The following is a 25490-nucleotide window of genomic DNA, read 5'->3' as shown; positions in this document are numbered from 1 at the left end:
CGCCGACCGCCGGTGCGATGGCGTCCCGACCTCCCGGGCGAAGGCGACCGACCCGTGCCGATTCGGCGAGGACAGCCGCCAGAACTCTGCCGGAAGCGGTGGGCGATCGCGTCGAGGCTCTCGCCCCTGCGGACGCCACGGTCGAGGCATTCCCACAACGTCATCGCGTCGCGGGTGCTGGTCGGCATTCCCTGGCCGTAGATCGGGTTGAAGCTGCACAGACCGTCGCCGAGCACGATCAGTCCACCCGGGAAGCGGTGCATCCGTTCGTAATACCGGCGGGTGTTGGCGCGGAACCTCCATCGGGGCATGGGCGCGCGTCACCGGATATCTACGATGTGCAGGTGGCGCGGACGACACGGGACGCAACCCTCCCTCAGGTGGTGACCTATGACGGACTGCCCGGGTCCGCGGGCGGTGCGCACTCGCTTCGCGCCAAGCGTCCTCACGAGGCATTCCGGCGTCTGCAGGGTTTCGTCGATGCATGCACAGAACCGGTGTCGTCGCCATCGTGGGCGTTCGAGATCGCTGCAGGCGGAGCGCCCGGGTTGACCGAGCAGCTGGTGGCGGCCGCCACCGAGCGCTTCGGCGGACCCCGCTACCGCGCCCGAACCCACTCGGAGTGGAACGTTCCACCCGAATCCGTGAACCACGCGCTCGATGCGCTCGTCGTCGTCGGGCCCGACGCGGTCACGACCCACGGGCGTTCCCTGGCCGCGCTGACCTACCGCACGCCCGTGCGCCTCGTCGACCCGGACGCCAGCGCCCCGTATCCCGACATCACCCCCGACACGTTCGGGGGTTTCGCCGTGGACGGGTACGGACGGCTGCTGGGCAGCTCGGGCATCCGCGCAACCCTCGGCACCGCGGATTCCTCGCTCTCCCTGTGGCTCAACCTGCCCGCCGACGAACGGCTCTCGCCAGGTGCTCGCCATCTGCAGGACCATCTCCCGTTCCGGCTGTCCGCGAAACACTGGCGCCTGTGGCGCCCCACCCAAAGCGGCGACTCGTACCGCGCCACCAGGATTCCCTCGCCCGTGCACGATCGGGCCTGAACCACCGACACATCCGACGTGGGGTCCTGCCCGCCCGTTGCATTCGCCGTTGTGAGCGGTTGCGGCCGGCGCCGAGATGGCGCCTGGCATTCGGCCGATCGGCCGGTGCTCGGCGGCTACGCTGGCATACGGCAGGGTCGGGGCGGATCCCACGGTGGGAGGGCAGCCATGCACCGGACAGCTATTCCTCGTCTGCTCGTCGCCGGAGCCGTTGCGTTCGGGTCCGTCCTGGGTCCGTCCGTCGGCCTGGCCGCCGCGTCGGCGAACCCACCTCCGGGCCCACCGGCATCGACGACGGCCTTTCAGATCCCGGTCACGTTCCTCTCCGGCTGCGGCGTCGGGTTCAGGTGCTACGTTCCGCCGCTGGTGTCCCTGACCCCGTCGGCGACGACAGGTCCGCCGGGTGAGGTGACCTTTCGGCTGGCGCGCCCGACGACGTACGTGATCGACTCGTACGACTGCATCGGCGTGACCGTGAACTGGCGGAACCTGACGACCGGGGCCACCGGCACCGCCGAGGTCCGACGCGTCCCGCTCGACTACCGCGGCCCGATCGCGCCAGACGACTGGTGTCGGTACACCCCGGCGACGGTGTCCACCGGCGGCGGCGTGGTCGTCGCGACCGCGTCCTCCTACCGGACCGGGGACCACGTCCCCGTCAGCCCGGGGGCCGCCGTCTTCCAGGTCCCCTAGGTTCAGGTCTCCACAGACCGGTCAGTGCGCCGCGTCCTTCTTCTTCCGCTTCGGAATCAGGTGCATGACCAGCACGACGATCGCGCCGACGACGAGTCCGACGAGGGCGGACGCCACGGTCCCCGCGGTCCAGGACAGCACGCCGCCGAAGCCGCCGTGCACGAGATCGCCGAACCAGTGCTCGAGGTCGTGGAGGCGATCGGCCGGCCAGTGGAATCCGGCCTCGCCGACGTTGACGATGAGGATGTGGCCGCCGACCCACAGCATCGCGGCGATACCGACGACGGTGAGCGTCGCCATCACCTTCGGCATCGCGGCGACGAGGCCGCGACCGATCCGCTGACTGAACGTCGACTTGCGCTGCGCGAGCGCGAGGCCGACGTCGTCCATCTTCACGATCAGGGCGACGACGCCGTACACCAGGATGGTGATGAGGATCGCGACGACGATGAGCACCAACAGGCGGGTGAGGAACGGTTCGTCCTCGACCGACGACAGGGAGATCACCATGATCTCGGCGGACAGGATCAGGTCGGTGCGGATCGCGCCGCTGACCATCGTCTTCTCGTGCTCGGGCCCGCCCTGCGCCTCGGCCGTGCCCTCGTCCTCGTGATGACCGCCGGTGAGTGCCTCGTAGACCTTCTCGGCGCCCTCGTAGCACAGGAACGTGCCGCCGGCGATCAGCAGGTACGGCAGGGCCTGGGGAAGGAACTGGCTCAGGAGCATCGCCACCGGCAGGATGATCAGCAGCTTGTTGCGGATCGACCCGATCGCGATCTTGCGGATGATGGGCAGTTCGCGTTGGGGGGAGAAGCCGTGCACGTAGCGGGGCGTGACGGCGGTGTCGTCGACGACCACGCCCGCTGCCTTGACGCTGGCCTTGCCGGCCGCCGCTCCGATGTCGTCGAGCGACGCCGCGGCCGCTTTCGCGATCGCTGCGACGTCGTCCAACAGGGCGACGAGACCACCAGCCACGGGAACCTCCCAGTTCGGATGTGCAGAGCCGGTCGAAACCACACGGTCGCGGGCCGACACCGAACGGTACCGAACCTGTGGACACCGCTGCCCGGCCGACCAGTCAGCGAGGTGCGGGCGCGTCGGGGAGCGGCAACCACACCGGCTCCGCCGACAACCAGACCGGCTCCGCCGGGATCCGTTCCAGCACGCCGCCCGCGAAGACGTCGTACAGCGGAAGCTGCTCGGCGTGCACGTACCCGATGTGGCAGTCGCACACGTCCAGTGGACAGGGCCGCGGCCGCAATGCCTGCTCGAAGGTGCCGTCGTAGAGGTTGCCGATCTCCTCGGGGACGAAATGGCAGCGCCGGACGGCGCCGGCGCCGTCGACGGACACCACCGAGTCCCCGGTACGGCACGCACGCCCGCGCGTCCGGTGCGGATGCCGGCTGAACTCGAAGAGCGGGTCGATCCCGGCCCAGTCGGCCGCGTCGGCGTCGGTGTATTCGTGTCCCTCGGCGGCGTTGACCCACAGGTAGACCGAATCGGGCAGGTCGGCGCGCAGCCGACGGGCGGCCGCCAGATGTTCCGGCAGTCCCACGACACCGACACTGAACCGCACGCCGAGCGCGGTGAGCTCGGTGGTCTTCGCGAGGAACCGGTCGTGCGGGGTCTGCCCGGGGTGATACGTGCACCACAGCGCGACCGCGTCGCGGTCGGCGTCGGCGAGCCAGCCGGTGCGGCAGCTGAGGTTGGTCTGGATCGCCACCCGGCGAACGTGCGGCAGCCGGGACAGTTCCACCAACGCCCGCCGGTACCAGGACCGGACCAGGCCCTCGCCCCACGGGGTGAACAGGATCGACAGCTCTCGGTCCTGGCCTGCCACCCACGCGCAGAAGCGCTCCAGCGCGGCGCGGTCGGCTCGCAACTGCTCGGGGGTGTCCCGACGTTTGGCGAACGGGCAGTACGGACAGTCGTAGTCGCACGAGGCCAGGGGACCCCGGTACAGGAGGGTCAGCACCGTCAGCGGCCCTCGTACTCGGCCATCGCGGCCCGCACCTGCGGGGAGAACAACTCCGGCCCGAGGGCGTCGGAGTACGCCAGGCCCAGTGGGGTCAGCCGGAGCCGGTCCCCGTCGGCGTCGAGCCATCCACGGTCGAGCCACCGGTGCAGCTCGGCGCCGAAATGCTCGTGCGGATCGGACCCGAATCGGGAGCGGTAGTCCGCCAACGGCATTCCCGAGACCTGCAGTACCGACTGCAGCAGGTGCCGTCGTCGGGACTCGTCCTCGGTCATCGTGTGGCCCACCACGGCGCGGCGGAAGTTGTCGACGGTGCCCGATACGTAGTCGTCGATGATGGCCCTCACCTCGTGCGCACCGACCGCGTAGTCGAACGAGTAGTGCAGCGCTCTCGTATATGACCTTGCGCCACAGCCGAGTCCGATCATGCCGTCGGTCTGGCAGGCGTAGTCGTTCGGACCGAGATCCGGTGCGTCGGCGCGCCGGAACATGCGCATCGACTCCTGGACGTAGCCCGCCGAGAGCAGGTGGTCGCGGCCGCGGCGGTAGAGGTCCAGGCGGTGGGCGTCCCAGTCCGGGTCCGGGCCGCCGCCGCGGCGCGCCAGTCCGGTCAGCGGTCGCACGTAGAGCGGGTACAGGTACAACTCCTCCGGACGCCAGGCCAGCGCGGCATCGAGGGAGGCGGCCCAGGATTCTGGTGTCTGGCCGTCGATCCCGTAGATCAGATCGATGTTCAGGACCGCGATCGCGGCGTCCCGGACCCGCTGCAGGGCAGCGTCGACGTCTGCGCGGCGTTGCGGGCGGACCGCCGCCCGAGCCTCGGTGTCGTCGAAGCTCTGCACGCCGAGGCTGAGCCGGGTGACACCGCGCTCGGCGAGCACCGCGAGCCGGTCGGTGGTGGCCGTCGACGGCGACGCCTCCACCGACAGCGGGATCGCCCGCAGGTCGGCGCCCATGCCTTCGGCGATGTCGCACAGCCGGTCCAGCTCCCCCGCGGTCAGGTAGGTGGGGGTTCCGCCGCCGAACGCCGCGGTCGCGAACTGCGCCTGCGGTGCCAGGGCCTCGCGCACCGCCTCGGCCTGTCGCTCCAGAGCGTCGAGGTATCGGGTGGTCAGCTCGTCCGGTGCGCCGACTCGGGTGAAGAGGTTGCAGAAGCCGCAGCGCACCTCGCAGAACGGCACGTGCAGGTACAGCGACAGCGCGTCCTGAGGTTCGTTCGCCCACAGTTCGGTCAGGGCCGGGCGCGGGTGCAGCGGCCGGTACGCCGTCTTGTGCGGGTACGCGTACACGTAGTTCTGGTACGGCGGAAGGTAATCCGCGGTGACGGTGTCCGGCGACACCGGAAGGGGCAGGTCGACGGCGGTCATCTCGGTCCCTCGAGGAAGAAGTGGGCGTAGGGCACCGTCCACACCACGGGGTGTCCCAGGCGATGCCCCGTGTATCCGTCCTCGCCGTACGTGGTGCCGTGGTCGGCGCACACGATCGCGAAGCAGCGGCGCCGGCTCGACACGGCGGCGAACAGCCGTCCGATGTGCCGATCCACGTACTCCAGCGCGGCCGCGTGCGTTGCCCGGGTGTCCCCGTGCTCCGGAGTGGCTCCCTCGCTGAAGAACCAATTCGGTTGGTGCAGAGCGGATACGTTGACGAAAAGGAACAGTCGACGGTCGGCGGGAAGCCGGTCCACGACCCGCGCGGCCAGATCCACCTGCGCCTCGAACGACGTGGGTGACGTCACCCCGAGTTCGGGAGACCAGTGCGCCTCGTCGAACAGGTCGGGCAGCACCGAACCCAGCGCACCCCGGCGGTTGAAGAAGCCGACACCGCCGATGCAGACGGTGTGGTAGCCGGCCGCCGCGAGACCTTCGACCAGGTTCGATTCGGCGAACACGAAGGTCCCGGCGGCAGTGGACTCGCTCCCGCCGAATTCCGCCGCGAACAGGCGCGGGTGCGGCCCCTGTCCCACCGGAGTGGGGAGGAATCCCGCGAACATCGCCTGGTGCGAGGCGTAGGTGAAGCTGCCGGGGGCATGGCGCTGCTCCCACCGGCCGCCGGGCAGATGCCGTGCCAGGTTCGGGATCCGCCCCGCGGCCGCGAGCTCGCAGGCCACGTCGTAGCGCAGGGTGTCCAGCGTGATCAGCAGGATGTCGTCCGAGCCGACGACGGCGTTCATGTCGGGCTGCGGCGCAGTCGATTCCGGGTGTGCGGCGATCACCGTGTCAGGCTGCGGCATCATCGGCCCATCCTTCGATCGCGGCCAGTTGCGCCCCGTACGTGTCGAGGCCGTCGGCGCGACCCGGGAGCCCGCTCAGGCCCGGGAGCAGGTCACCGAAGGCGTTGACCTCACCCACCGCCGCCCCGCGCCAGTCCGCGGAGGGCAGTAGGTCCACCCCCACACACAGGGTGCGCGGGAACCGGGCGGCGGCGCGTTCCGCGACGCCGAGTGCCTGTTCCCAGCCGAACCCCGACGAGTCGAAACCCGCTCTCGCGGAATCCAGGTCGCCGCGCTGCCCGCCCAGGTGCAGATTGGTCATCGGGTGCGCGCTGGTGCGGAGCACCGCGTGTGTGGCGCGCCCGGCCACGACCACTATTCGCAGGTCCGCGGCGCGGCCCCGCAGCGACGGTTTCGGCAGCCACGCCTCGATGTGCAGGTTTTCCCCGGCCAGAGCGTCCACGAGGGCGCCGACCTCGGCCTCTCCACTGAGTCGGCGCACGCGCAGGGAGTTGTAGACCCCGTCCGCGGCGATCTCCACGCTGCTGCGGGCCTGCACCCGGCCACCGGATGCGGTCTCCACCGCGACCACCCCGGCCGCGGACGATCCGTGCGCGGGTTTGACGAAGAATCGCCGCAGCCCGGCGGCCGCGGCCGACTCCCGCACCTCCGGCCAGCTCCGCGGGGACGGCGCGGCGCCGCCCGAGGTGGGGGAAATCGGCACCGGGACATCGCCGTCCGCGAGGACGGCGTGGCACCGCCGCTTGTCGAACAGCACGGCCAGATCATCCGGATCGGTCAGCGGTCGCCCGCCACGCAGGGTTCCGACCGCGGCGAGCAGCGACGCGTACCACCGGGGGCCGTCGGCGATGCGAGTCGGGTCGCCGGGTCCGCGGAGCAGTGCGTCCACGTCCGGATCCTCGCCGGGCGAGTCGAGTCGCACCAACTCGTCGGGGTCGAACCGAGCCCCGCCCTCGCCGAGCACCTCACGCCAGGGCACCACCCGCGGGGTCGGCATGCCGCCGCGGGCCGCGGCGTCCAGCAGCATCGTGACGCGACGGTTGTCCGGGTTGCCCACGACCGCCAGGCGTGGACCGCTCATTCGCCGACCGCGACCGACCGGTAGATCGTTCCGTCGTACTCGTCCTCGTCGGCGTTCCCGGCGTCGAGATCCAGCCGCACGCCCGACGGCTCGAGTGCCGCCCGCAGGCGGTCCCGCATGCCGTCGCTCAGGTAGTTGTGATGCAGGTCGAGCGATTCGAGGTGGGTGAGCGACTGTCCGCCGAGCAGCGCCTCGGCACCCGCGTCCAGCAGCACACCCTTGGACAGATCCAGGGTGCGCAGCCGCGGGACGATCGGCGCGGTGGCCACCGCCGCCGCAATCGCGTCCTGCTCGTCACTGTTGGAGAGCGCGAGACGGGTCAACCTCGGGAGCTTCTCGCCGGCGAGGATCGGGGCGAGGTCCTCGGCGGTGGCGTCGGCCCCGTACTCCTCTGTCCCCAGCCACAATTCCAGGTCGGTCAGGGCCGGCAGGTCCGAGGCCGCCACCGCTCGGACCACGTCGGCGGGCAGGCCGCCCGACTCGACCGTCAGGCTGCGCAGGTTCTCGTGCCGGACCGGGCTCAGCGCCAGTTGCGTGCCGCCGCGCACGCCCAGGCGCTCCAGCCGGGGAAACGCGGTCAGGAGGGCGGTGACGTCCGACTGCACGATCCACGAGATCTCGCAGTCCTCGCCGGTCATGTCGCCGATGAACAGGGCCCGCAGCGAGGGGAGTTCGGCGGCCGCGGCGACGAGAGCAGCGACGACGTCGGCCGAACTGCTGTCGTAGGGGTCGGACCAGCCGCCGACGACGATGGCCTGCACGCTGGACGGATCGACCGCGGCCCGGAACTTCGCGAACGCCTCCGGCCACTCGAGGGGCGCCTCATAGGTGGGAACGGAGATCCGCCAGGCGACCGGGCCCGCGGTGGGGATGGTCGGGGCGGTGTCGATGGGGAACTCGACGACCGGAAGGCCGTGGAACTCGTTCTGCAGCTCGCTGATCACCGGGGCGCTCCTGGTCTCGGGTGGGTTCGACGGGCATTATGCCCGACTTCGGAGGATCGAGATGAACCCCCGTCGGGGTAACCCGGCAGGGGGCCGAAACTCACATCTGGGGTGTCAATCAACGCGCACAGCCTCTGAAACCCGTAGTCGCGCAAGTCGACAACGAGCTGCTAGTCGTCATCCTTCTCCTCCACGACAACGTCGTCGACGACGAGATCCTCGTCGAGCTGGGTCCGGATCCAGCTGTCCGGGAACTGCTTCGGCGCGACGAAGGAGAGCAGGACCGCGTCGTGGAAAACGGCCACGGACTTCAGGGCCAGGTCATCGCGCAGGTCGGTTGCCTCGATCACGCCCCGATCGCCGACGGTGTCCTCGATCTCGCCGGCGACCGCGTCGACAAGCTCCGCCCATCGCGCGGGCGTGATCGTGAGGACTCGTTCGACCCCGGCGAGGAGCACACCGGTGTCGAAGCCCGACCTGTCGTCGAGTTCGGGATCGACGTTCACGGTGACGTCGCTTCCGGCGGCGTGCATCCGTGCGGTGCCGACGACGATCCCGTCGTCGGCAAACGGCGCCGTCAGCAGCCCGCGCTTGTCAATCTCGTTTCTGATCAGGTCGATTGGATCCATCCGGGCCAGGCCTCTCCGTTGCGGATTCACCGTCGTCTGCACCGTAGTGACTGTGTCCGACAGCATCGAGAGCGGGCGCCAGGGGCGCGAGCGCGGCGCGGAGCCGGTCGGGTAGCCCGCCCGACACCTGGACCAGGCCGGTGGCGGTGGGTTGCAGCCACTCCTCGAGTGCGATGCGCACGGCGGCCGCCACGCCGGCGGCGAGTACCCGGGCGGTGCGAGCGTCGACGCCGTCGAGTCGGGCGGTGATGGCGTCGGTGAGTGGTTGTTCGATGGCGCCGGTGGTGCCGAGGAACACTTCGCGCAGGGCCGGTCGGGTGGTGATCAGTAGAAGTGCGTCGCGACGCGGGTCGCCTGGATCGCTGTACTGCTCGACGACGGCGTGGGTGACGGCTTCGGAGAGTCGGACATGTGGAGGCTGTGCCGCAACTGTTTTCGCGACCCGTGCTTCTCGTTCGGCGGTGACTGCGGCGACGATCGCGTGCTCGCGACTGGGGAAGTAGTTGTTGTAGGTCCTGGGCGAGACGCCGGCGGCCGCGGCGATGTCCTCGACATGCACGTTGTCCGGCCCGTTTTCGAGGGCCAGTTTCAGCGCCGATTCGCGCAGGGCGCGATGGGTGGCTTGCTTCTTCCGCTCGCGCAACCCGGGTCGTTTCGTCGTCACGAGGCCATCATGCCAAACAAAATATGCGCGAGCGCAATATTGCGTGCACGCAGGTGTTTGCCTTAGTGTCCCCCGAATCGACGAATCGACGAATCGACCAAGGGGGTCGCGCAGATGCGAGGCAAGGGCATGACGTACGACACCGGCTTCGTCCGCAGGGGCAGCCCGTCACGTGAGGAGTTCGATCCCGAGGTCGTTCGGCGCGAACTCGCCATCATCCGCGACGACCTGCACTGCACCGCGGTCCAGATCACCGGCGGTGATCCCGGCAGGCTCGAGTTCGCCGCCCGGTGTGCCGCCGAGTTGGGGCTGGAGGTCTGGTTCTCGCCCTACCCACTGGAACTGACCCCCGACGAGATCGTGGCGCTGTTCGCCGACTGCGCCGAGCGGGCGGAACTCATCCGCCGCGAGGGCGCCGAGGTCGTGTTCGTCGCAGGTGTCGAGCTGACGATCATGAACCGAGGATTCGTCCCGGGCGAGAGCACGTCGGAGCGGCTCGAGGTCCTGCTGGGCGACCCCGACGCTCGACTCGAACGGTTCGCCGACGTGAGTACCAGGCTCAACGACTTCTTCGGTGAAGCCCTGCCGGTGGTGCGCGAGCGCTTCCGGGGCAGGGTCACGTACGCCTGCATACCGTTCGAACGGGTCGACTGGACGCCATTCGACTACCTGACGATCGAGTTGATCCGGTCAGCCGAGGTGGCCGACCGGTTCCGGGAGGGGGTACGCACGCTGGTTGCGCAGGGAAAGCCGGTGGCCGTCACCGGTTTCGGTACGGCAACGTGGCTCGGTGCCGGCGACGTCGCGCCGCGCAGCATGGAGATCGCCCTGCTCGACGAGGACGGTGGGCCGATCCGGTTGAACGGGGAGTACACCCGAGACGAGGACGGCCAGGCCGCCTACCTGTGCGATCTGCTGGAGATCTTCGACTCCGAGGGGGTCGACAGCGCGTTCGTGTTCCTCTTCGCGCTCCACAACTACCCGCACCGCCCCGACGGTGACCCGCGTGACGACCTGGACCTCGCCAGCTTCGGCATCGTCAAGGTCCTCGATGGCCGGCGCGGCCGGACCTACCCCGACATGGCGTGGGAGCCCAAGGCGGCGTTCGCGGCCGTGGCCGAGCACTACCGGCAGTGACGCCGTCCGCGGCTATCTCCAGATGGCGATGTGGTCCAGCCACGACACCATCAGGCTGCCGGCGGCACCCGAGACGTGAACCTGCCGGGGGTCGACGCCGTCCGGTAGCGGAAGCGACCACATGATCGTCCCGTCGCTCGCGCGGATCGAGTGAGTGCCCGTGTAGTCGCCGAACACGAAGTACTCGCCGTCCGTCGCCCCGCCGCGGATCCAGTAGGCGTCCTCCCACGGCGTTTGCCACAACTGATCCCCGGACGCCAGGTCGAGGCCCGTGATCGTCTTCGACACCGGGGAGGTGACCACCGCGGTACCGCCGACGACCGCGGCCAGCGCGGTGTCCCTCCCCGCGGATTCCTCCTTCACCAGAGCCGAACTGCGCCAGAGTTCGTCGCCGGTCGCGGGATCGTATGCGCCGTCACCGAGGAACATCGGCGGTGTCACCGACGGCTTGCTCGGGTACATCTGCGGGGAGTACGCGGGGATCGGGACCGCGCGGACGAGCGAGCCGTCGGCTGCGAGGAGGTCCTGCGTGCCGACCGACCCGGACCGTGCGCCACGGGCGGCGAGATACAGGCCGTCCCCGACCGGCTGGAGTGAATCGCCGGCGAACGTGAACCGCTCGGCCCCGGACGCAAGGTCGAAGACCGTGTAGACGTACTGAGGATCTCCCGGGCCCCGTTCCTGCGTGATGATCGCGCCGGTGGCCGGTACCGCGTACACCGATGCGTTCTCACCGAGATCGTCGAAGGTGCGCCGGAAGTTCGCAGTGAGGTTGGTGACGGTACCGCTGGTCAGTACCGGCTTGGCGGATGCACCGTCGGTCACGGACCCCGAAACGTAGACGGTGTCGCCCACCACTTGGGCGCCGTTCAGATCGAAGTCGGTCCCGAGCTCGGCAAGCAGGGTTCCTGAGGTGGTGTCCACGAATGCGATCCGGCGCCGCTCCCAACAGGCGATGACCGGCGCCTCGACCTTCTGGGTGCACTGGCTGACATCGCCCACTCGCGTCTTCCACGCGGGTGATCCATCGGCGGGGCGGACTCCCACGAGGGTGATCGCACCGACCGGGCGGCCGGACTGCCCCGCGACCTCGGGAAGCGGGTAGGCGGTCGCAGCGATCAGAATGCCGCCGGCGTCGAGGAGTCCGCCGTAACCGTAGTGGGAATCGAGCTGGTACGGCATCTGCAGCAGGACGTCTCCGGGGTTGTCGGTGAGCCGTCCGACGTCGAGTGTCCACGCGTGTTGCGGTGGGTCACCGAGGGGAGTGTCGATCACGTCGTGCTCGATATCGGCGCGCGGCGCGTTCTCGACCGGGGAGCGGTCCGAGAGCAGGCCGGTGACGATCGCCCCGACGGCAACGACGAGCGTGAGACCGAGCGTGACGAGTTTCCAGTGTTCCCTCACTGCTGAGCTCATCGACCGACGGTAGCCGACGACGGGGTGCCCGCCGTCCGCGGATGCGGCGGCGGAAAAGTGATTCGCTGCAACCAGCGTTGGGTGTTCTCGGTATCGGTGAACGAGTAGGTGTTGACACACCCCGCTCGGTGGGCGTTTGAATGGGGTATGTGCAGGTGGATGGCGTACTCCGGCGATCCGATTCTCGTCGAGGACCTGCTCTTCCGGCCGGTCCATTCGCTCATCGACCAGAGCCTGCACTCGCAGATGGGGGCGACGACCACGAACGGTGACGGGTTCGGGATCGGCTGGTATGGGGAGGGCGCCAGGCCTGCGGTGTTCAAGTGTGTCGAGCCGGCGTGGAACGAACGCAATCTCAAGGAGATCTCTCACCAGATCCGGACGCCGCTGCTGTTCGCCCACGTGCGGGCGTCGACGGGATCCGCCGTGCAGCGCAGCAACTGCCATCCCTTCCGCCGTGACAACTGGTTGTGGATGCACAACGGGGAACTGCGGGGCTTCGCCGAGATGAAGCGGGACCTGGCGATGGCCGTGGACCCCGTGCTCTTCCCCGCGATCGAAGGGTCGACCGACTCCGAGATGCTGTTCTTCCTCGCGCTGACGTTCGGCCTCACCGACGATCCGTTCTCCGCGGTCGCTCGCGCTGTCGGATACGTCGAGGATGTCGGGGCCCGGTGCGGCGTCGAGGACCCGGTGCAGGCGACGATCGCCACCACGGACGGTGTCTCCGTGTGGGTGTTCCGGTACTCGACCGAGCAGCGGACGCGGTCGCTGTTCTACTCCACCGCGATCGAGAAGGTCCGAGCTCTCCACCCGGAGGTGGAGGTGTTGCGCCACTACGGCGACGACACCCGGTTCGTGGTGTCCGAACCGCTCCGCGACCTCGAAGGCCTGTGGCAGGAGGTGCCGGAGGCGCACGCCGGGGTCATCCGGTCCGGCCGCGACGAGTTCCGGCCGTTTCAGCCCGTGGCACCCGCCCGCTGAGCGGCTGCTGCGGTCAGCTTGACGACGTGAGGCATTCGGGCCGGGTTCGGCGACATCGCCGCCCGGTCACTCCGTCTGCCGTGGAAAAACGGTGTGCGGGAAAGGAGTGTGTGGGAGCATCCCGTGACGAAATCGGAGGGGTGACCCATGGGCCGCACGATCATTCGAAAGGCGGGCATCGTCGCGACCACGCTGGTCGCGGCCACCGCGCTGAGCGGCTGCCTGGCCCCCGACACCCCTCCCGGCTGGTCCAGCTACACGATCGAGAAGGGCGCGCACACCGCGGTGGTGGGCCGCCCGGCCGGCGTGTCCGGGCCCCTGGCGGGATGGGTGAGCCCCGGCGGGGCGTCGCGCACCTACGACTTCATCCTGACCACCACCGCGGAGTACGTCCTCACCTCGCCGACCCAGCCCGAGGACCAGTTCGACTGGAACAAGCTGCCCGGCTTCTCGGACTGCGGTGACATCGATCTGGCGCGCAACGGCGCCATGTTCGGCTGGCGGTGGCGCACCGACACGTCGCCGCGGGTACTCGAACTCGTGCCCTACGCCAACGCCGACGGCGTGCATCAGTACCCGGACGTCGCGCTGGTGACCCTCTCCCACGACGACCTCGCGGCCGACGAGCCCCTGCGGTACTCGATCCAGATCGACGGCTCCGTCTACCGCTTCGCGATCGACGGCACCATCCGGAGACGCGAGATCCACGAGACCGCAACGCTTCCCCGCTCCTGCCCCGACAACCCGACCAGCACCGGTAAGTGGTTCGCGGGCTTCTACTTCGGAGGCACGTCGACCGCCCCGTCGAAGATCTACGGCTACGTGCGCGAACCCGCCGACGGCGCGGCCTCCGGCGGGGCGGGCGGGACCGGGTCCGCCGGCTCGGCGGACCCGGGCGTCGGAAGTGCCGAAGTCGGTTCGAGCCTGCTACGCCAGTAGTCCGCCCCGCCCGTCCGGTCGTGACCCGGCGAGCCCGTCACCCGAGTTCCGTCAGGGTGAGCCGATTTCGGCGAGGCCGGTCAGGGACTGCGGTAGTGGTCCCAGGCGCAGGACGCCGAGACGTTGGGTGGCGCGGGTCAGGGCGACGTAGAGTTCCGCCGCGCCACGGGGTCCGGCGAGGATCCGCTCCGGCTCCACCACCAGAACGGCATCGAATTCCAGACCCTTCGTCTCGGAGGGCGTCACCGCGCCCGGCACTCCCGGTGGCCCGATCACGATGCTGGTTCCTTCGCGACACTCCTCTTCGCGAACGAACTCCTCGATGGCGGTGGGCAGTTCGTCCGCGGTGACCCGCCTGGACCACGGCTGGACGCCGCAGGAGCGGACCGAATCCGGCGGCTGGACGCCGGGTGCGAACTCGGCGAGCAGCGCGGCGGCGACGGTCATGATCTCCGCGGGCGTGCGGTAGTTCACCGACAGGGGCCGGTAGACCCAGCGGCCGGGCACGTACGGTTCCATCATCGTGGCCCACGAGGTCGCTCCGGCCGCCGACCGGCGTTGGGCGAGATCGCCGACCACCGTGAAGGACTTACCCGGGCAGCGTCGCATCAGCACCCGCCAGTCCATCTCGGACAGTTCCTGGGCCTCGTCGACCACGACGTGCCGGTAGGTCCAGTCGCGGTCCGCGGCAGCGCGTTCGGCGAGCTCCCGGGTGTCGCGCTCGAGGAAGCGCTCCGCCAGACCTTCGGCGTCCAACACGTCGGTGGCGAACAGGCGGAGGTCGTCGTCCTCCATGTGATCGGCGCGGGCGACCAGACCGTCCAACACGCGTGCGGCGTAGTCGGTCCGGGCTCTCCGCTCGCGCGCCTCGTCCGGGTCGACCGACTTCTCGCGGCCGAGCAGGTCGGCCAGTTCGTCGAGCAGGGGCACGTCCGACACCGTCCACGCGTCGCCGTCCGCACGCCACAACGACCGGTCGGCACCCGCCGCCTGCAGTCGATCGGTGGACGAGAACAGCTGTGCCAGAAAGGTTTCCGGAGACAGTGTCGGCCAGAGTTCGTCGAGTGCGGCGGCAAACCCGTCGTTGTCCGCGAGCTCGGCGACCAGCTCCGTCCGTAGCTGTTCCCGGGCGCCGCTGTCCTTCCGGGACAGCCACCCCCGCCCGATGCGGCCGATGGCGCGCTCGGTGAGCACGTATGTGACGATCTCGCGGAACACCGCGCGGGCCTCGTTGTGCGGCAAGTCGCTCGCGCGTGCCTCGTCCCGGGCCCACTCCGCGGTCTCGGCGTCGATCCGCAGCGCGACACCCGACAGCTCGATCGGCAGCGGATCCTCCGGAAGTCGCTGCCGGTCGGCGATCGCCGCCGCCAGCACCCCCAGGATCGCGAGGGAGCCCTTGAGCCGGGCGGCGTCGGGAGCGTCCTCGGCGGTGACGTGCAGGCCGGGCACCAGGTCGCCGGTGGTCGTGAACACGACATTGGTCTCGCCCAGCGACGGCAGCACGCGGCCGATGTGGTTGAGGAACGCCGAGTTCGGGCCGACCACGAGCACTCCGTGGTGTTCGATCTGCTTCCGCTGCGTGTAGAGCAGGTACGCGACGCGGTGCAGCGCCACGACGGTCTTGCCGGTGCCCGGACCGCCCTCGATGACCAGCACGCCGGGGTGGTCGAGGCGGATGATCTCGTCCTGCTCGGCCTGGATGGTCGCCACGATGTCGCGCATCCCGTCGCCGCGCGGCGCGTTGACCGCCGCGAGCAGGGCGGCGTCGCCCCGGCCGCCGCGCTCCCCGCCGTCGGGGCGGCCGAGGACCTCGTCGGTGAAGTCGACGACCTGTCGCCCGCGGCTGTGGAGCTGACGGCGCCGCCTCATGCCTTCCGGGTTCGCGGCGGTGGCGACGTAGAACGCGCGTGCGGCCGGCGCACGCCAGTCGAGCAGCAGCGGCTCGAACTCGTTGGCATCGTCGAAGATGCCGATCCGGCCGATGTAGGAACGTTCCCCCGAGGTGGCGTCCAACCGGCCGAAGCACAGTCCGTTGTCGGCCACGTCCAGTCGCCTCGCCTCCGCGGCCAGAGCCCGCACCTCGTCGTCGCGGGCCACGAGTGTCCCGCCGTTCGTGAGGTCGACCGGTCCCCGCAACGCCGCGCCGTACCTGTCCTTCACTCGGGCGCGCTCGGCGTCGAGCCGCGTGTAGAGCCCCGCGACGTAGCCCTGCTCGGACCGCAATTCCTCTTCGTATCCCTGAGTTGTCACTCGCCCCCACTTTCGCTGCTGCGACGACCCCGCCCTCACTCGGACACGTCGGCCTGTCTCGCCCGACCGTGCCGAGTGCGCACCGTCGGCGCCGGTCGTGGCGGTGTCGACGGTGGGTCGTCCTCGGTTAGGTCAGCGATTCTGCGGCACAACCGGGGCCTTGCCGCAAGCCCCCCGGTGCGCTATATGTTGAAAGTGGAAGGGAGTTGGTACTCCCTGGTCTCGTCCCCGGATCCGCCAGTCGCACGGCAGTGCGTGCTTGATTGCGGATGGCCGACGTCAGGCCGACGCGGTCGGCGGCTCCAGCATAGGCACGAGGAATTGCCTTGCCACCATGGATAATTGGGCCTCGTCGTCGAGGTCGATGATGCGACTGGGCATGGTGAGGAACGACGCCGACACTCGAACCATCATCTCCGCCACCAGGTTTGTGTCCAGATCGGGTGACACGTTGCCCGCGCGCTGCTCACGGTGGAGCTGGCCCGTGACGAACTGTTGCACCGCGGCGAGCGTTCCGCCGTCGCCGCCGACGACGGAACCGGCAAGTGCCGGTTCCGTCTCGATGAGTCCGCCGATGAGGGGGTTGCTCCGAATGGCGCGCAGAGAGCTCACGAAGCCGAGCACGACTCGATCGGCGGCGGTCCGTGCCTGTGCAATGTCGTCGAGGAATCGGGTGAAGTACCGGCGGAACTCCCGGAGGACGACCTGGTCGACCAGCGCGTCCTTGGTCTCGAACTTCCGGTAGATCGTGATCCGGGACATGCCGGCCCGCTTGGCCACCTCGTCCATGGATGAACGTTGGATCCCCATCCGGCAGAACTGTTCGTAGGCGGCGTCGAGGAGGCGCGTTCGGGTGTGGTCGCCGTCGTCGGCCTGCTCGACGGCGTCGGAGTACGCCCGTTCGAGCAGGGACTTCGCGTTCGCGGCGACGGGCGCGGACGACGTGGGTTTCACGATCACCTCCTGAAAGCGCCGACGCTACGCCTCGTTTCACCGAGCCTTCGCCGACTGGACATGTTGTGACGTCCGCCACAACATGCTAGACAATGTTACAGAGTTACAGCGCATGTTTCATTGCATCATCAATCATTCAGGCGTTGGGCGGGGGAGCCGAGATGGAGTACCTGAGCAGGAGAAACCTACTGAAGGCCGGCGGGGCGCTTGGCGCGCTCGGCGCATTCGCGATGGCCGCACCGGCCGGCGCACAACCGTGGAGGTGGTCACCGGCCGGCTCGGTGGTGGGCGCGGGCAGTGGGGCGGACCCGCGGCAGGTCTGGGACACCGAGGCCGATCCCCTCGTGGCCTCGCTCCTCGACCGCGGTGACGTGCCGAAGGTGAACGAACTCCTGCGGAAGTGGACCCGGAACGGGCAACCGCTGCCGGACGGCCTGCCCACCGATCTGCGCGACTTCATGGAACGGGCCCGGCAGCTCCCGGCCTGGACGGATCAGGGCAAGCTCGCCACCGCGGTGAAGTTCAACGAGAAGCGCGGGCTCTATCTCGGCGTCCTGTACGGCTTCGCCAGCGGCATGATGAGCACCGTCATCCCCAAGGAGGCGCGCGCGGTCTACTACTCCCAGGGCGGCGCGGACATGAAGGACCGCATCTCCAAGACCGCAAAACTGGGTTACGACATCGGGTCTCGCAACGCGTACCAGCCCGATGGCTCGATGATCGTGACCGCCGTCAAGACCCGCCTCGTCCACGCCGCGGTGCGCCACCTGCTTCCGCAGTCCCCGCACTGGGTCGGCGCCGCACCCGAGGACATTCCGATCAGCCAGCACGACATGATGGTCACCTGGCACAGCCTGCCCACCACCGTCATGCGGACCCTGCGGAAGTGGAAGGTGCCGATTCCCGCCGCCGAGGCCGATGCCTTCCTGCACTCCTGGCAGGTCAGCGCGCACATGCTCGGCATCGAGGACCAGTACATCCCCGGCTCGTGGGATCAGGCCGAGTCCCAGGCGACCCAGGTGCTCGATCCGGTGCTCGCCCCGACCCCCGAGGGGATCAAGCTGGCGGACATCCTCCTCGACCTCGGCTCGGGGCTCGATGCCACGCTGCTGAGCAGGCCCATCCTGGGTGCGCTGACCCGGTTCACTCTCGGCAATCAGATCTCCGACTGGCTGCGGATCCCGCGGGAGCCGGTGTGGGGGCCCCTGCTGGACGTGGCGTGGCCGCCCTTCATCGCGGTACGGGAGGGGCTGCTCCCGCTCCCTCTCGCCCCGCAGGCGTACTGGACCTTCGACGAACTGCTCCGCCAGTTCGTGCTGGTCTACATGGCGGAACTGAAGCCCATCAGCATCGAGATCCCGCAGGCCAACAACCCGCACTACAACTGACCCGTTCGCCGTCGAACCGCCTCCGGGGTAAGCGATTCTGCGACCGGGGCGGCCTCGCGGCCCGGCCGGCCCGGTGGGTGTGATGCCGGTCGCACTCGGATCCCACTGGCCGGGACGGCGAGGCGGCTGCAGGTGTGACCGTCGTTACTTTTCGGCCAACACGTTGGCGATCGAAAGGAGCGGCATGGCCGGGCGGGTAGCGGGGAAGGTGGCCTTTGTCACCGGTGCGGCACGGGGGCAGGGGCGCAGTCACGCGCTGCGGCTCGCGGAGGAGGGTGCGGACATTATCGCCCTCGACCTGGCCGAGGGCATCGACACCGTCACCCCGTTCTATCCGGCCGCGACGGAGGACGATCTCGCCGAGACCGCCCGCGGCGTCGAGCGCCTGGGTCGCCGCATCGTCACGGGGAAGGTCGACGTCCGCGACTTCGAGGGCGTCTCCGGTTTCCTCGACCGCGGTGTGGCCGAGCTGGGCCGCGTCGACATCGTGGTGGCCAATGCCGGCATCTTCATCAGTGGTGAACCGGCACACCGGATCACGGAGGCCGAGTGGGACGACGTGCTCGACGTCAACCTCAAGGGCGTGTGGCACACGTGCAAGGCCGCGGTCCCGCACCTGATCGAGCAGGGCGACGGGGGATCGATCGTCATCACCAGTTCGACGGCCGGGATCAAGGGCACGCGGAATGCCGGCGCCTATGCGGCCAGCAAGCACGCAGTGGTCGGGCTGATGCGCACCCTCGTCAACGAACTCGGCGGGTATCGCATCCGGACGAACACCGTCCACCCGGGCGCAACGGACACCGACATGCTCATGAACGACCGCTGCTTCAACCTCTTTCTGCCCGGCGTCGACCATCCGACGAAGGAACAGGTGGCTCCGCTGTTCGCCGGAGCGAACGCGATCCCCGTTCCCTGGGCGGATCCGATCGACGTCTCCAATGCCGTGCTCTTCCTGGCCTCGGACGAGGCGCGCTACGTGACCGGAACCCAGCTCAGGGTCGACGCCGGGTTCACCACCCGCTGAGAACGCACGGAAGAGTGAACATGACAACACAATTGGATTCCCTCGCGGTCGACACGGTTGCCGATGCGGCGCAGGAGTGGCTGTCCCGGTTCGCGGACCTGCTCCGCACCGGTATCGACGCCGAGGCGATACTGCATCCCGACCTGTGGTGGCGCGACCTGCTCGCCTTCTCCGGCGACCTGCGCAGCCTGCACGGCGGCATGCGGATCGACACCCTGCTCGCGTCCGCGGTCGACCAGCAGGTGCACGGTGAGCGGCTGGATCCGGTGGCGCCGCCGGTGGAGGTGCCGAGTGGCTCGGGCGCGCCGATGATCCAGCTGCTGTTCCGGTTCGACACTCGACTCGGCCACGTCCGGGGTGTCGCCCGGCTCGTTCGCGAGGACGGCGGCTGGCGGGCGCGGAACATCCTGACCTCGCTCGACTCCCTGGCGGGCCACGAACCGGCAATCGGCGAGCGACGGCCCGAGGGCACGCCGGCCGCGGGGGAGGAGCCGGAGTACTGGGCGGCGCGCCGGACCCGCGAACTCGACTGCCGCGACGGGGATCCGGACGTCCTGGTGATCGGTGCCGGGCACTCGGGTCTGGCGCTGGCCGCCGAACTCGGGGCGCTCGGCGTCCGGACCCTGCTGGTCGACCGGGCGGAGCGGGTCGGGGACAACTGGCGTGGCCGATACGACTCGCTGGTGCTGCACGACCCGGTCTGGTCGAACCACCTGCCGCTGATGCCGTTCCCGCCGAACTGGCCGGTGTTCACGCCCAAGGACAAGATGGGCGACTGGCTCGAGATCTACTCCCGCGCGATGGAACTCAACGTGTGGAACCGAACCCGGATCGCGGCGGCGGCGTTCGACCCGGCCGAACGCCGCTGGACCGTCGAGGTGGACCGCAACGGCACCCGGCGCACCCTGCGCCCGCGGCACGTGGTGCTCGCCACCGGGCTCAGCGGCACCGAACCGGTGATGCCCACGTTCGAGGGAGCCGACCGGTTCGCCGGGGAGCTGCTGCACTCGAGCGGGTACCGGACCGAGCCGGCGCGGCGTGGCACCCGCACGGTGGTCATCGGCACCGGCAACAGCGGCCACGACATCGCGCAGGACCTGTACGAGTCGGGTGCGCACGTGACGCTGGTGCAGCGCGGGCCGACACACGTGGTGAGCGCGCGGTCCATGTACCAGGGCGACGGGATCCGCAACGCGGAACACAAGCGGACCGACATCGGCGACCTGATCGCCGCCTCCTCGGCGCGCCGCGATCCGCAGTACCTGGCGGGGCTGCGCGCGTGGGTGAGCATGCTCGCCGACGCGGACCAGGAACTGCTCGACGCGTTGACCGCCCGCGGGTTCGACCACAACGGCGGCCCGGACGGCACCGGCGCCTCGACGCTGTTCCTGACGCGCAACGGCGGCTACTACATCGACGTGGGTGCCGCGCCCCTGGTCGCGGACGGCCGGATCGGGCTGGTCTCCGGGGCGATCGAACGGCTCGACACCGACGGGCTCGTCATGTCGGACGGCACCCGTGTACCGGCCGACACCATCGTCTGCGCGACCGGGTTCCGCGGCATCCTCGACACCGCCCGCCGCGTTCTCGGCGATTCCGTCGCCGACGCCTGCGGACCGGTCTGGGATCTCGACGACGAGGGCGAACTGCGGTCGGTGTGGCGGCGGTCCGGGCACGACCGGTTCTGGATCCACGGCGGAAACCTGGCGCTGGTCCGCACCTACGGCAGGTACCTGGCGTTGCAGATCAAGGCCGACCTGGCCGGGATCGAACTGCCCGCGCTCGGCTGACCGCTCCGCATCACGGGCGGATTGCCGCGCTGCCGAGAGTTGCTTCTGCGCAAGTGAATTCGCAACCCTCGCCCGCACGCGCCGCTCGATTCGGTCCCGGAGGTCCTCGACCGGGACCGACTCGGGCGGCGTCGACGGACGGGCCGGATGCGGGTCGCGCTGGACAACTCCGGTGGGAGGCGGAACGATCGCGGGGGTGACCAGCAGACCCGACGAAGCGCAGTATCTGCGCGACCTCGCCCGGCTGCGCCGGGTGCGAGACCGGATCGACCGCGAGTACGCGCAGCCGTTGGACGTGGAGGCGCTGGCCCGCGACGCGCACATGTCGGCCGGGCACCTCAGTCGCCAGTTCCGGCGCGCGTACGGCGAGCCGCCGTACGCCTATCTGATGACGCGGCGCATCGAGCGCGCGATGGCGCTGCTGCGTCGAGGTGACCTCAGCGTCACCGAGGTCTGCTTCGCGGTCGGCTGCTCGTCGCTGGGCACGTTCAGCACCCGTTTCACCGAGCTCGTCGGTGTCCCGCCCAGCGTCTACCGGGAGCAGGAGCGCTCCGCGGCGGAGATGCCGTCGTGCGTCACGAAGCAGGTCACCAGACCGATCAGGAATCGAGAAGCGTCCACCGCGAGCCGCGCATAGCGTGATCGCCATGAACATCACCATTCACTCCGCCTTCCTCCCGCACAACGACCGCGACGCCGCCCTGGGCTTCTACCGCGACATCCTCGGTTTCGAGGTCCGCAAGGAGGTCGGCTACAACGACATGTACTGGATCACCGTCGGCCACCCCGACCAGCCCGACACCTCCCTGGTCCTGCACCCGCCGGCCGCCGACCCCGGCATCACCGACGACGAGCGCCGCATGATCACCGAGATGATGGCCAAGGGGACGTACGCGATCCTCACCCTCGCCACCCCCGACCTCGACGAGACCTTCGCGAAGCTCGAGGCGAACGGCGCGGACATCGTCCAGGAACCGATCGAGCAGCCCTACGGCATCCGCGACTGCGCCGTGCGGGATCCCGCGGGCAACCTGCTTCGCATCAACGAGGTGAACTGACATGGCAACCACCCAGTCACAGACGATCATCAAGTCCCTCACCCTCGAGGTTCCCGATCCGGCGGCCGCCGAGGCGTTCTACGCCGCCCTCGGTGTCGGCGACCATGTGGCGGTTCGCGCCGCCGAGACCCCGACGACCGGTTTCCGCGGGTACACGCTGTCGCTCGTGGTGTCCCAGCCGAGCAACGTCGACGCCTACGTCGCCGCTGCCCTCGACGGAGGTGCGACGGAACTGAAGCCGGCCCGGAAGAGCATGTGGGGGTACGGCGGTGCGGTGCAGGCACCGGACGGCGCGATCTGGACGATCGCCAGTTCGTCGAAGAAGGACGTGGGACCGGCGGCCCGGCAGTTCGAGGAACTCGTCCTGCTACTCGGGGTGGAGGACGTCAAGGCGAGCAAGCAGTTCTACGTCGACCGCGGACTGGTGGTGCAGAAGAGCTTCGGCCGCAAGTACGTTCAGTTCGAGCCCTCGCCCGCCGGCGTCACTCTGGCACTGAACGGGCGCCGGGCGTTGGCGAAGAACGCGGGGGTGTCCCCGGAGGGCAGCGGCTCGCACCGGATCGCCGTCGGCAGTACCGCCGGGCCGTTCACCGACCCGGACGGGTTCGCGTGGGAGACCGCCGCGGGATGACGGTGGCTTCGGGTAGACAGGAAGGTCGACCGCACCGAACGCGACAGAGGGAGACACGATGACCAAGGCCGCGAGCACGACGTCACCGCCGTCACACGCCGCCGACAGCCACGATCTGATCCGCGTGCACGGTGCGCGGGAGAACAACCTCAAGAATGTCAGCGTCGAGCTGCCGAAGCGGCGGCTGACGGTGTTCACCGGTGTGTCCGGCTCGGGCAAGAGTTCGCTGGTGTTCTCCACGATCGCCGCGGAGTCGCAGCGGATGATCAACGAGACCTACAGCGCGTTCGTGCAGGGCTTCATGCCGACCCTGGCGCGGCCGGACGTCGACGTGCTCGAGGGCCTGACGACGGCGATCATCGTCGACCAGGAGCGGATGGGTGCCAACCCGCGTTCCACTGTCGGCACCGCGACCGACGCGAACGCGATGCTGCGCATCCTGTTCAGCCGGCTGGGGAAGCCGCACATCGGCTCGCAGCAGGCGTTCTCGTTCAACGTCGCGTCGGTCAGCGGGGCGGGGGCGATCTCGGTTGAGAAGGGCGGCCGGACCGTCAAGGAGCGTCGCAGCTTCAGCGTCACCGGGGGTATGTGCCCGCGCTGCGAGGGCATGGGCAAGGTCTCCGACTTCGACCTGACCGCGCTGTACGACGACAGTAAGTCGCTGAACGAGGGTGCGCTGACCATCCCCGGCTACAGCATGGAGGGATGGTACGGCCGCATCTACCGGGGCTGCGGTTTCTTCGACCCCGACAAGCCGATCGCCAAGTTCACCAAGAAGCAGTTGAACGATCTGCTGTACAAGGAACCGACCAAGGTCAAGGTCGACGGTGTCAACGTGACATTCGAGGGCCTGATCCCGAAGATCCAGAAGTCGTTCCTGTCCAAGGACCGTGAGGCGATGCAGCCGCACATCCGGGCGTTCGTCGACCGCGCGATCACGTTCCAGACCTGCCCCGACTGCGAGGGCACCCGGCTGAGCGCGGAGGCGAGGTCGTCGAAGATCGGCGGAGTCAGCATCGCCGACGTCTGTGCCATGCAGATCAGCGATCTCGCCGAGTGGGTGCGCGGCCTCGACGAGCCGTCGGCCGCGCCGCTGCTCAAGTCGCTCGGGGAGACGCTCGACTCGTTCGTCGAGATCGGGCTCGGCTACCTCAGCCTCGACCGTCCTGCCGGCACGCTGTCCGGGGGAGAGGCGCAGCGCACCAAGCTCATCCGGCATCTCGGGTCCTCTCTCACCGACGTCACCTACGTCTTCGACGAGCCGACCATCGGCCTGCACCCGCACGACATCGCGCGGATGAACGACCTGCTGCTGCAGCTGCGGGACAAGGGCAACACCGTGCTGGTCGTCGAGCACAAGCCCGAGGCGATCGCCATCGCCGACCACGTCGTCGACCTCGGCCCGCGGGCAGGCACCGAGGGCGGTGAGATCGTGTTCGAGGGCACCGTGGACGACCTGCGGTCGAGCGGCACCCTCACCGGCAAGCACCTGGACGATCGGGCGTCGCTCAAGACGACGGTGCGTACCTCCGCCGGTGCGCTCGAGGTACGCGGCGCCGACACCCACAACCTTCGCGGCGTCGACGTGGACATCCCGCTGGGCGTGCTCGCGGTGGTGACCGGTGTGGCCGGTTCGGGCAAGAGCTCCCTGATCGACGGTTCGGTCTCCAAGAGGCAGGGCGTGGTGTCGATCGACCAGGGGGCGATCAAGGGTTCCCGGCGCAGCAACCCCGCCACCTACACCGGACTCCTCGACCACATCCGTAAGGCATTCGCGAAGGCCAACGGCGTCAAGCCCGGGCTGTTCAGCGCCAACTCCGAGGGTGCATGCCCCAACTGCAACGGCGCCGGCGTGGTCTACTCCGACCTGGCGATGATGGGCGGGGTCTCCGCCCCCTGCGAGGTGTGCGAGGGCAAGCGCTTCCAGGCCGAGGTGCTCGACTACACGTTCGGCGGCAAGGACATCGCCGAGGTGCTCGGGATGTCCGTCGCGCAGGCCGAGGAGTTCTTCAGCGGCAGGAGGACGACCGAGCATCGCAGCGACGAAGGAGCGAGGAGCGGAGGGAGGACGGGCCGCGCAGAAGGCGGTTCGGGCGAGGCGAAGATACCGGCCGCGCACAAGATTCTCGCGCGCCTGGCGGACGTGGGCCTCGGGTACATCAAGATCGGTCAGCCGCTGACCACGCTGTCCGGTGGCGAGCGGCAGCGCCTCAAGCTCGCCACCCACATGGGGGAGAAGGGGGACGTCTACATCCTCGACGAGCCGACCACCGGTTTGCACCTCGCCGACGTCGAGAACCTGCTCGGCCTGCTCGACCGGCTCGTCGACTCGGGCAAGTCGGTCATCGTCATCGAGCACCACCAGGCGGTCATGGCGCACGCCGACTGGATCATCGACCTCGGCCCGGGCGCCGGACACGACGGCGGGCGCATCGTCTTCGAGGGCACCCCCGCCGACCTCGTCGCCGGCCGCTCCACCCTGACCGGCAAGCACCTCGCGGAGTACGTCGGCGCCTGATCGGGACGTCGGGTGCGCACCGGATGCCGGTGCGCACCCGAGCGTCGAAAGTTTTTTTCGGGGCCTGTCGATCCGCCCGCTGTTCGTTCGACGTCCCGGATGAGAGGGTCGATTCGCGACCTGAGAA

Annotated in this window: 23 protein-coding genes; 12 read left to right on the top strand and 11 right to left on the bottom strand. The window is 69.4% G+C overall.

Annotated features, from left to right (window positions below; genetic code table 11):
• Window positions 1–344 precede the first annotated feature (344 nt).
• Window positions 345–1055 carry a hypothetical protein gene (locus ACWEPG_RS02915; protein WP_452593825.1) on the top strand — a complete coding sequence of 237 codons (711 nt, stop codon included), beginning with the start codon at window positions 345–347 and terminating at the stop codon, window positions 1053–1055.
• Window positions 1056–1223: 168 nt separating this feature from the next.
• Window positions 1224–1748: a hypothetical protein gene (locus ACWEPG_RS02910; RefSeq protein ID WP_450115295.1), complete on the top strand. Its 525-nt coding sequence runs from the start codon at window positions 1224–1226 to the stop codon at window positions 1746–1748.
• A gap of 21 nt (window positions 1749–1769) precedes the next feature.
• Here ACWEPG_RS02910 and ACWEPG_RS02905 read toward each other — a convergent pair whose 3' ends face one another.
• The 8 genes from ACWEPG_RS02905 to ACWEPG_RS02870 all read right to left on the bottom strand — a co-directional run bounded on the left by ACWEPG_RS02905 (window position 1770) and on the right by ACWEPG_RS02870 (window position 9271).
• Window positions 1770–2723, bottom strand: a complete 954-nt coding sequence (locus ACWEPG_RS02905; RefSeq protein WP_450115296.1) for a DUF808 domain-containing protein — start codon at window positions 2721–2723, stop codon at window positions 1770–1772.
• 103 nt (window positions 2724–2826) lie between these two features.
• The gene (locus ACWEPG_RS02900; protein ID WP_452593824.1) at window positions 2827–3723 is read right to left on the bottom strand and encodes an STM4011 family radical SAM protein; all 897 of its coding nucleotides are present in this window, start codon (window positions 3721–3723) and stop codon (window positions 2827–2829) included.
• A 2-nt stretch (window positions 3724–3725) separates the two neighbouring features.
• A complete protein-coding gene (locus ACWEPG_RS02895; protein WP_452593823.1) occupies window positions 3726–5090 on the bottom strand; it encodes an STM4012 family radical SAM protein in 1365 nt (454 codons plus the stop codon).
• On the bottom strand, window positions 5087–5956 hold the full coding sequence (locus ACWEPG_RS02890) for an STM4013/SEN3800 family hydrolase (protein ID WP_452593822.1): 870 nt from the start codon (window positions 5954–5956) through the stop codon (window positions 5087–5089). Before ACWEPG_RS02890 ends, ACWEPG_RS02895 begins: the two co-directional genes overlap by 4 nt.
• On the bottom strand, window positions 5940–7034 hold the full coding sequence (locus ACWEPG_RS02885; RefSeq protein ID WP_452593821.1) for an STM4014 family protein: 1095 nt from the start codon (window positions 7032–7034) through the stop codon (window positions 5940–5942). The genes ACWEPG_RS02890 and ACWEPG_RS02885 overlap by 17 nt, the downstream gene beginning before the upstream one ends.
• Window positions 7031–7978, bottom strand: a complete 948-nt coding sequence (locus ACWEPG_RS02880; RefSeq protein ID WP_452593820.1) for an STM4015 family protein — start codon at window positions 7976–7978, stop codon at window positions 7031–7033. Before ACWEPG_RS02880 ends, ACWEPG_RS02885 begins: the two co-directional genes overlap by 4 nt.
• A 170-nt stretch (window positions 7979–8148) precedes the next feature.
• Window positions 8149–8607, bottom strand: coding sequence for a cytochrome C5 (locus ACWEPG_RS02875; protein WP_452593819.1), 459 nt, complete (start codon window positions 8605–8607; stop codon window positions 8149–8151).
• Entirely contained in the window at window positions 8573–9271 is a 699-nt protein-coding gene (locus tag ACWEPG_RS02870; RefSeq protein ID WP_452593818.1) for a TetR/AcrR family transcriptional regulator, read from the bottom strand. The genes ACWEPG_RS02875 and ACWEPG_RS02870 overlap by 35 nt, the downstream gene beginning before the upstream one ends.
• 129 nt (window positions 9272–9400) lie before the next feature.
• On the opposite strand from ACWEPG_RS02870, the gene ACWEPG_RS02865 reads away from it, so the two are divergent.
• Window positions 9401–10408 carry a hypothetical protein gene (locus ACWEPG_RS02865; protein WP_450115304.1) on the top strand — a complete coding sequence of 336 codons (1008 nt, stop codon included), beginning with the start codon at window positions 9401–9403 and terminating at the stop codon, window positions 10406–10408.
• Between the two features lie 12 nt (window positions 10409–10420).
• Here the strand turns inward: ACWEPG_RS02865 and ACWEPG_RS02860 are convergent, their stop codons facing one another.
• The gene (locus ACWEPG_RS02860) at window positions 10421–11824 is read right to left on the bottom strand and encodes an outer membrane protein assembly factor BamB family protein (RefSeq protein WP_450115305.1); all 1404 of its coding nucleotides are present in this window, start codon (window positions 11822–11824) and stop codon (window positions 10421–10423) included.
• A gap of 159 nt (window positions 11825–11983) precedes the next feature.
• On the opposite strand from ACWEPG_RS02860, the gene ACWEPG_RS02855 reads away from it, so the two are divergent.
• Together ACWEPG_RS02855 and ACWEPG_RS02850 are read left to right on the top strand one after the other, a co-directional pair.
• Window positions 11984–12808: a class II glutamine amidotransferase gene (locus ACWEPG_RS02855; protein WP_450115306.1), complete on the top strand. Its 825-nt coding sequence runs from the start codon at window positions 11984–11986 to the stop codon at window positions 12806–12808.
• A 147-nt stretch (window positions 12809–12955) separates the two neighbouring features.
• Entirely contained in the window at window positions 12956–13747 is a 792-nt protein-coding gene (locus ACWEPG_RS02850; RefSeq protein ID WP_450115307.1) for a hypothetical protein, read from the top strand.
• A 51-nt stretch (window positions 13748–13798) separates the two neighbouring features.
• Here ACWEPG_RS02850 and helR read toward each other — a convergent pair whose 3' ends face one another.
• Window positions 13799–15997 (bottom strand): RNA polymerase recycling motor ATPase HelR, encoded by a 2199-nt coding sequence (gene helR, locus ACWEPG_RS02845; RefSeq protein WP_450115308.1) that lies wholly within the window; start codon window positions 15995–15997, stop codon window positions 13799–13801.
• 279 nt (window positions 15998–16276) lie between these two features.
• Window positions 16277–16951, bottom strand: a complete 675-nt coding sequence (locus tag ACWEPG_RS02840; RefSeq protein ID WP_450115309.1) for a TetR/AcrR family transcriptional regulator — start codon at window positions 16949–16951, stop codon at window positions 16277–16279.
• A gap of 161 nt (window positions 16952–17112) precedes the next feature.
• Between ACWEPG_RS02840 and ACWEPG_RS02835 the strand changes: the two genes are divergently transcribed.
• The 7 genes from ACWEPG_RS02835 to ACWEPG_RS02805 all read left to right on the top strand — a co-directional run bounded on the left by ACWEPG_RS02835 (window position 17113) and on the right by ACWEPG_RS02805 (window position 25363).
• Window positions 17113–18339, top strand: coding sequence for an oxygenase MpaB family protein (locus tag ACWEPG_RS02835; protein ID WP_452593817.1), 1227 nt, complete (start codon window positions 17113–17115; stop codon window positions 18337–18339).
• 184 nt (window positions 18340–18523) lie between these two features.
• Window positions 18524–19366 (top strand): mycofactocin-coupled SDR family oxidoreductase, encoded by an 843-nt coding sequence (locus tag ACWEPG_RS02830; protein WP_450115311.1) that lies wholly within the window; start codon window positions 18524–18526, stop codon window positions 19364–19366.
• Window positions 19367–19386: 20 nt separating this feature from the next.
• Window positions 19387–21156 (top strand): flavin-containing monooxygenase, encoded by a 1770-nt coding sequence (locus ACWEPG_RS02825; protein ID WP_450115312.1) that lies wholly within the window; start codon window positions 19387–19389, stop codon window positions 21154–21156.
• A gap of 196 nt (window positions 21157–21352) precedes the next feature.
• Complete coding sequence (locus tag ACWEPG_RS02820; RefSeq protein ID WP_450115313.1) at window positions 21353–21793, top strand: helix-turn-helix transcriptional regulator; 441 nt, start codon at window positions 21353–21355, stop codon at window positions 21791–21793.
• Between the two features lie 10 nt (window positions 21794–21803).
• Window positions 21804–22214 (top strand): VOC family protein, encoded by a 411-nt coding sequence (locus ACWEPG_RS02815; RefSeq protein ID WP_450115314.1) that lies wholly within the window; start codon window positions 21804–21806, stop codon window positions 22212–22214.
• Window position 22215: 1 nt separating this feature from the next.
• The gene (locus ACWEPG_RS02810) at window positions 22216–22845 is read left to right on the top strand and encodes a glyoxalase (protein WP_450115315.1); all 630 of its coding nucleotides are present in this window, start codon (window positions 22216–22218) and stop codon (window positions 22843–22845) included.
• Between the two features lie 58 nt (window positions 22846–22903).
• Window positions 22904–25363 carry an ATP-binding cassette domain-containing protein gene (locus tag ACWEPG_RS02805; protein ID WP_450115316.1) on the top strand — a complete coding sequence of 820 codons (2460 nt, stop codon included), beginning with the start codon at window positions 22904–22906 and terminating at the stop codon, window positions 25361–25363.
• Window positions 25364–25490 lie beyond the last annotated feature (127 nt).

It is taken from the genome of Rhodococcus sp. NPDC004095, assembly GCF_053604015.1.
Note: the sequence above shows the minus strand (reverse complement) of the source record. Positions and strands in the feature narration are given on the sequence as shown.

What these genes read in the sequence shown, in the direction of transcription:
- ACWEPG_RS02910 (WP_450115295.1), top strand. Translation starts at nt 1,224, where the DNA reads ATGCACCGGACAGCTATTCCTCGTCTGCTCGTCGCCGGAGCCGTTGCG.
- ACWEPG_RS02895 (WP_452593823.1), bottom strand. Translation starts at nt 5,090, where the DNA reads ATGACCGCCGTCGACCTGCCCCTTCCGGTGTCGCCGGACACCGTCACC.
- ACWEPG_RS02890 (WP_452593822.1), bottom strand. Translation starts at nt 5,956, where the DNA reads ATGATGCCGCAGCCTGACACGGTGATCGCCGCACACCCGGAATCGACT.
- ACWEPG_RS02885 (WP_452593821.1), bottom strand. Translation starts at nt 7,034, where the DNA reads ATGAGCGGTCCACGCCTGGCGGTCGTGGGCAACCCGGACAACCGTCGC.
- ACWEPG_RS02875 (WP_452593819.1), bottom strand. Translation starts at nt 8,607, where the DNA reads ATGGATCCAATCGACCTGATCAGAAACGAGATTGACAAGCGCGGGCTG.
- ACWEPG_RS02865 (WP_450115304.1), top strand. Translation starts at nt 9,401, where the DNA reads ATGACGTACGACACCGGCTTCGTCCGCAGGGGCAGCCCGTCACGTGAG.
- ACWEPG_RS02860 (WP_450115305.1), bottom strand. Translation starts at nt 11,824, where the DNA reads ATGAGCTCAGCAGTGAGGGAACACTGGAAACTCGTCACGCTCGGTCTC.
- ACWEPG_RS02855 (WP_450115306.1), top strand. Translation starts at nt 11,984, where the DNA reads ATGGCGTACTCCGGCGATCCGATTCTCGTCGAGGACCTGCTCTTCCGG.
- ACWEPG_RS02850 (WP_450115307.1), top strand. Translation starts at nt 12,956, where the DNA reads ATGGGCCGCACGATCATTCGAAAGGCGGGCATCGTCGCGACCACGCTG.
- ACWEPG_RS02835 (WP_452593817.1), top strand. Translation starts at nt 17,113, where the DNA reads ATGGAGTACCTGAGCAGGAGAAACCTACTGAAGGCCGGCGGGGCGCTT.
- ACWEPG_RS02830 (WP_450115311.1), top strand. Translation starts at nt 18,524, where the DNA reads ATGGCCGGGCGGGTAGCGGGGAAGGTGGCCTTTGTCACCGGTGCGGCA.
- ACWEPG_RS02825 (WP_450115312.1), top strand. Translation starts at nt 19,387, where the DNA reads ATGACAACACAATTGGATTCCCTCGCGGTCGACACGGTTGCCGATGCG.
- ACWEPG_RS02815 (WP_450115314.1), top strand. Translation starts at nt 21,804, where the DNA reads ATGAACATCACCATTCACTCCGCCTTCCTCCCGCACAACGACCGCGAC.
- ACWEPG_RS02810 (WP_450115315.1), top strand. Translation starts at nt 22,216, where the DNA reads ATGGCAACCACCCAGTCACAGACGATCATCAAGTCCCTCACCCTCGAG.
- ACWEPG_RS02805 (WP_450115316.1), top strand. Translation starts at nt 22,904, where the DNA reads ATGACCAAGGCCGCGAGCACGACGTCACCGCCGTCACACGCCGCCGAC.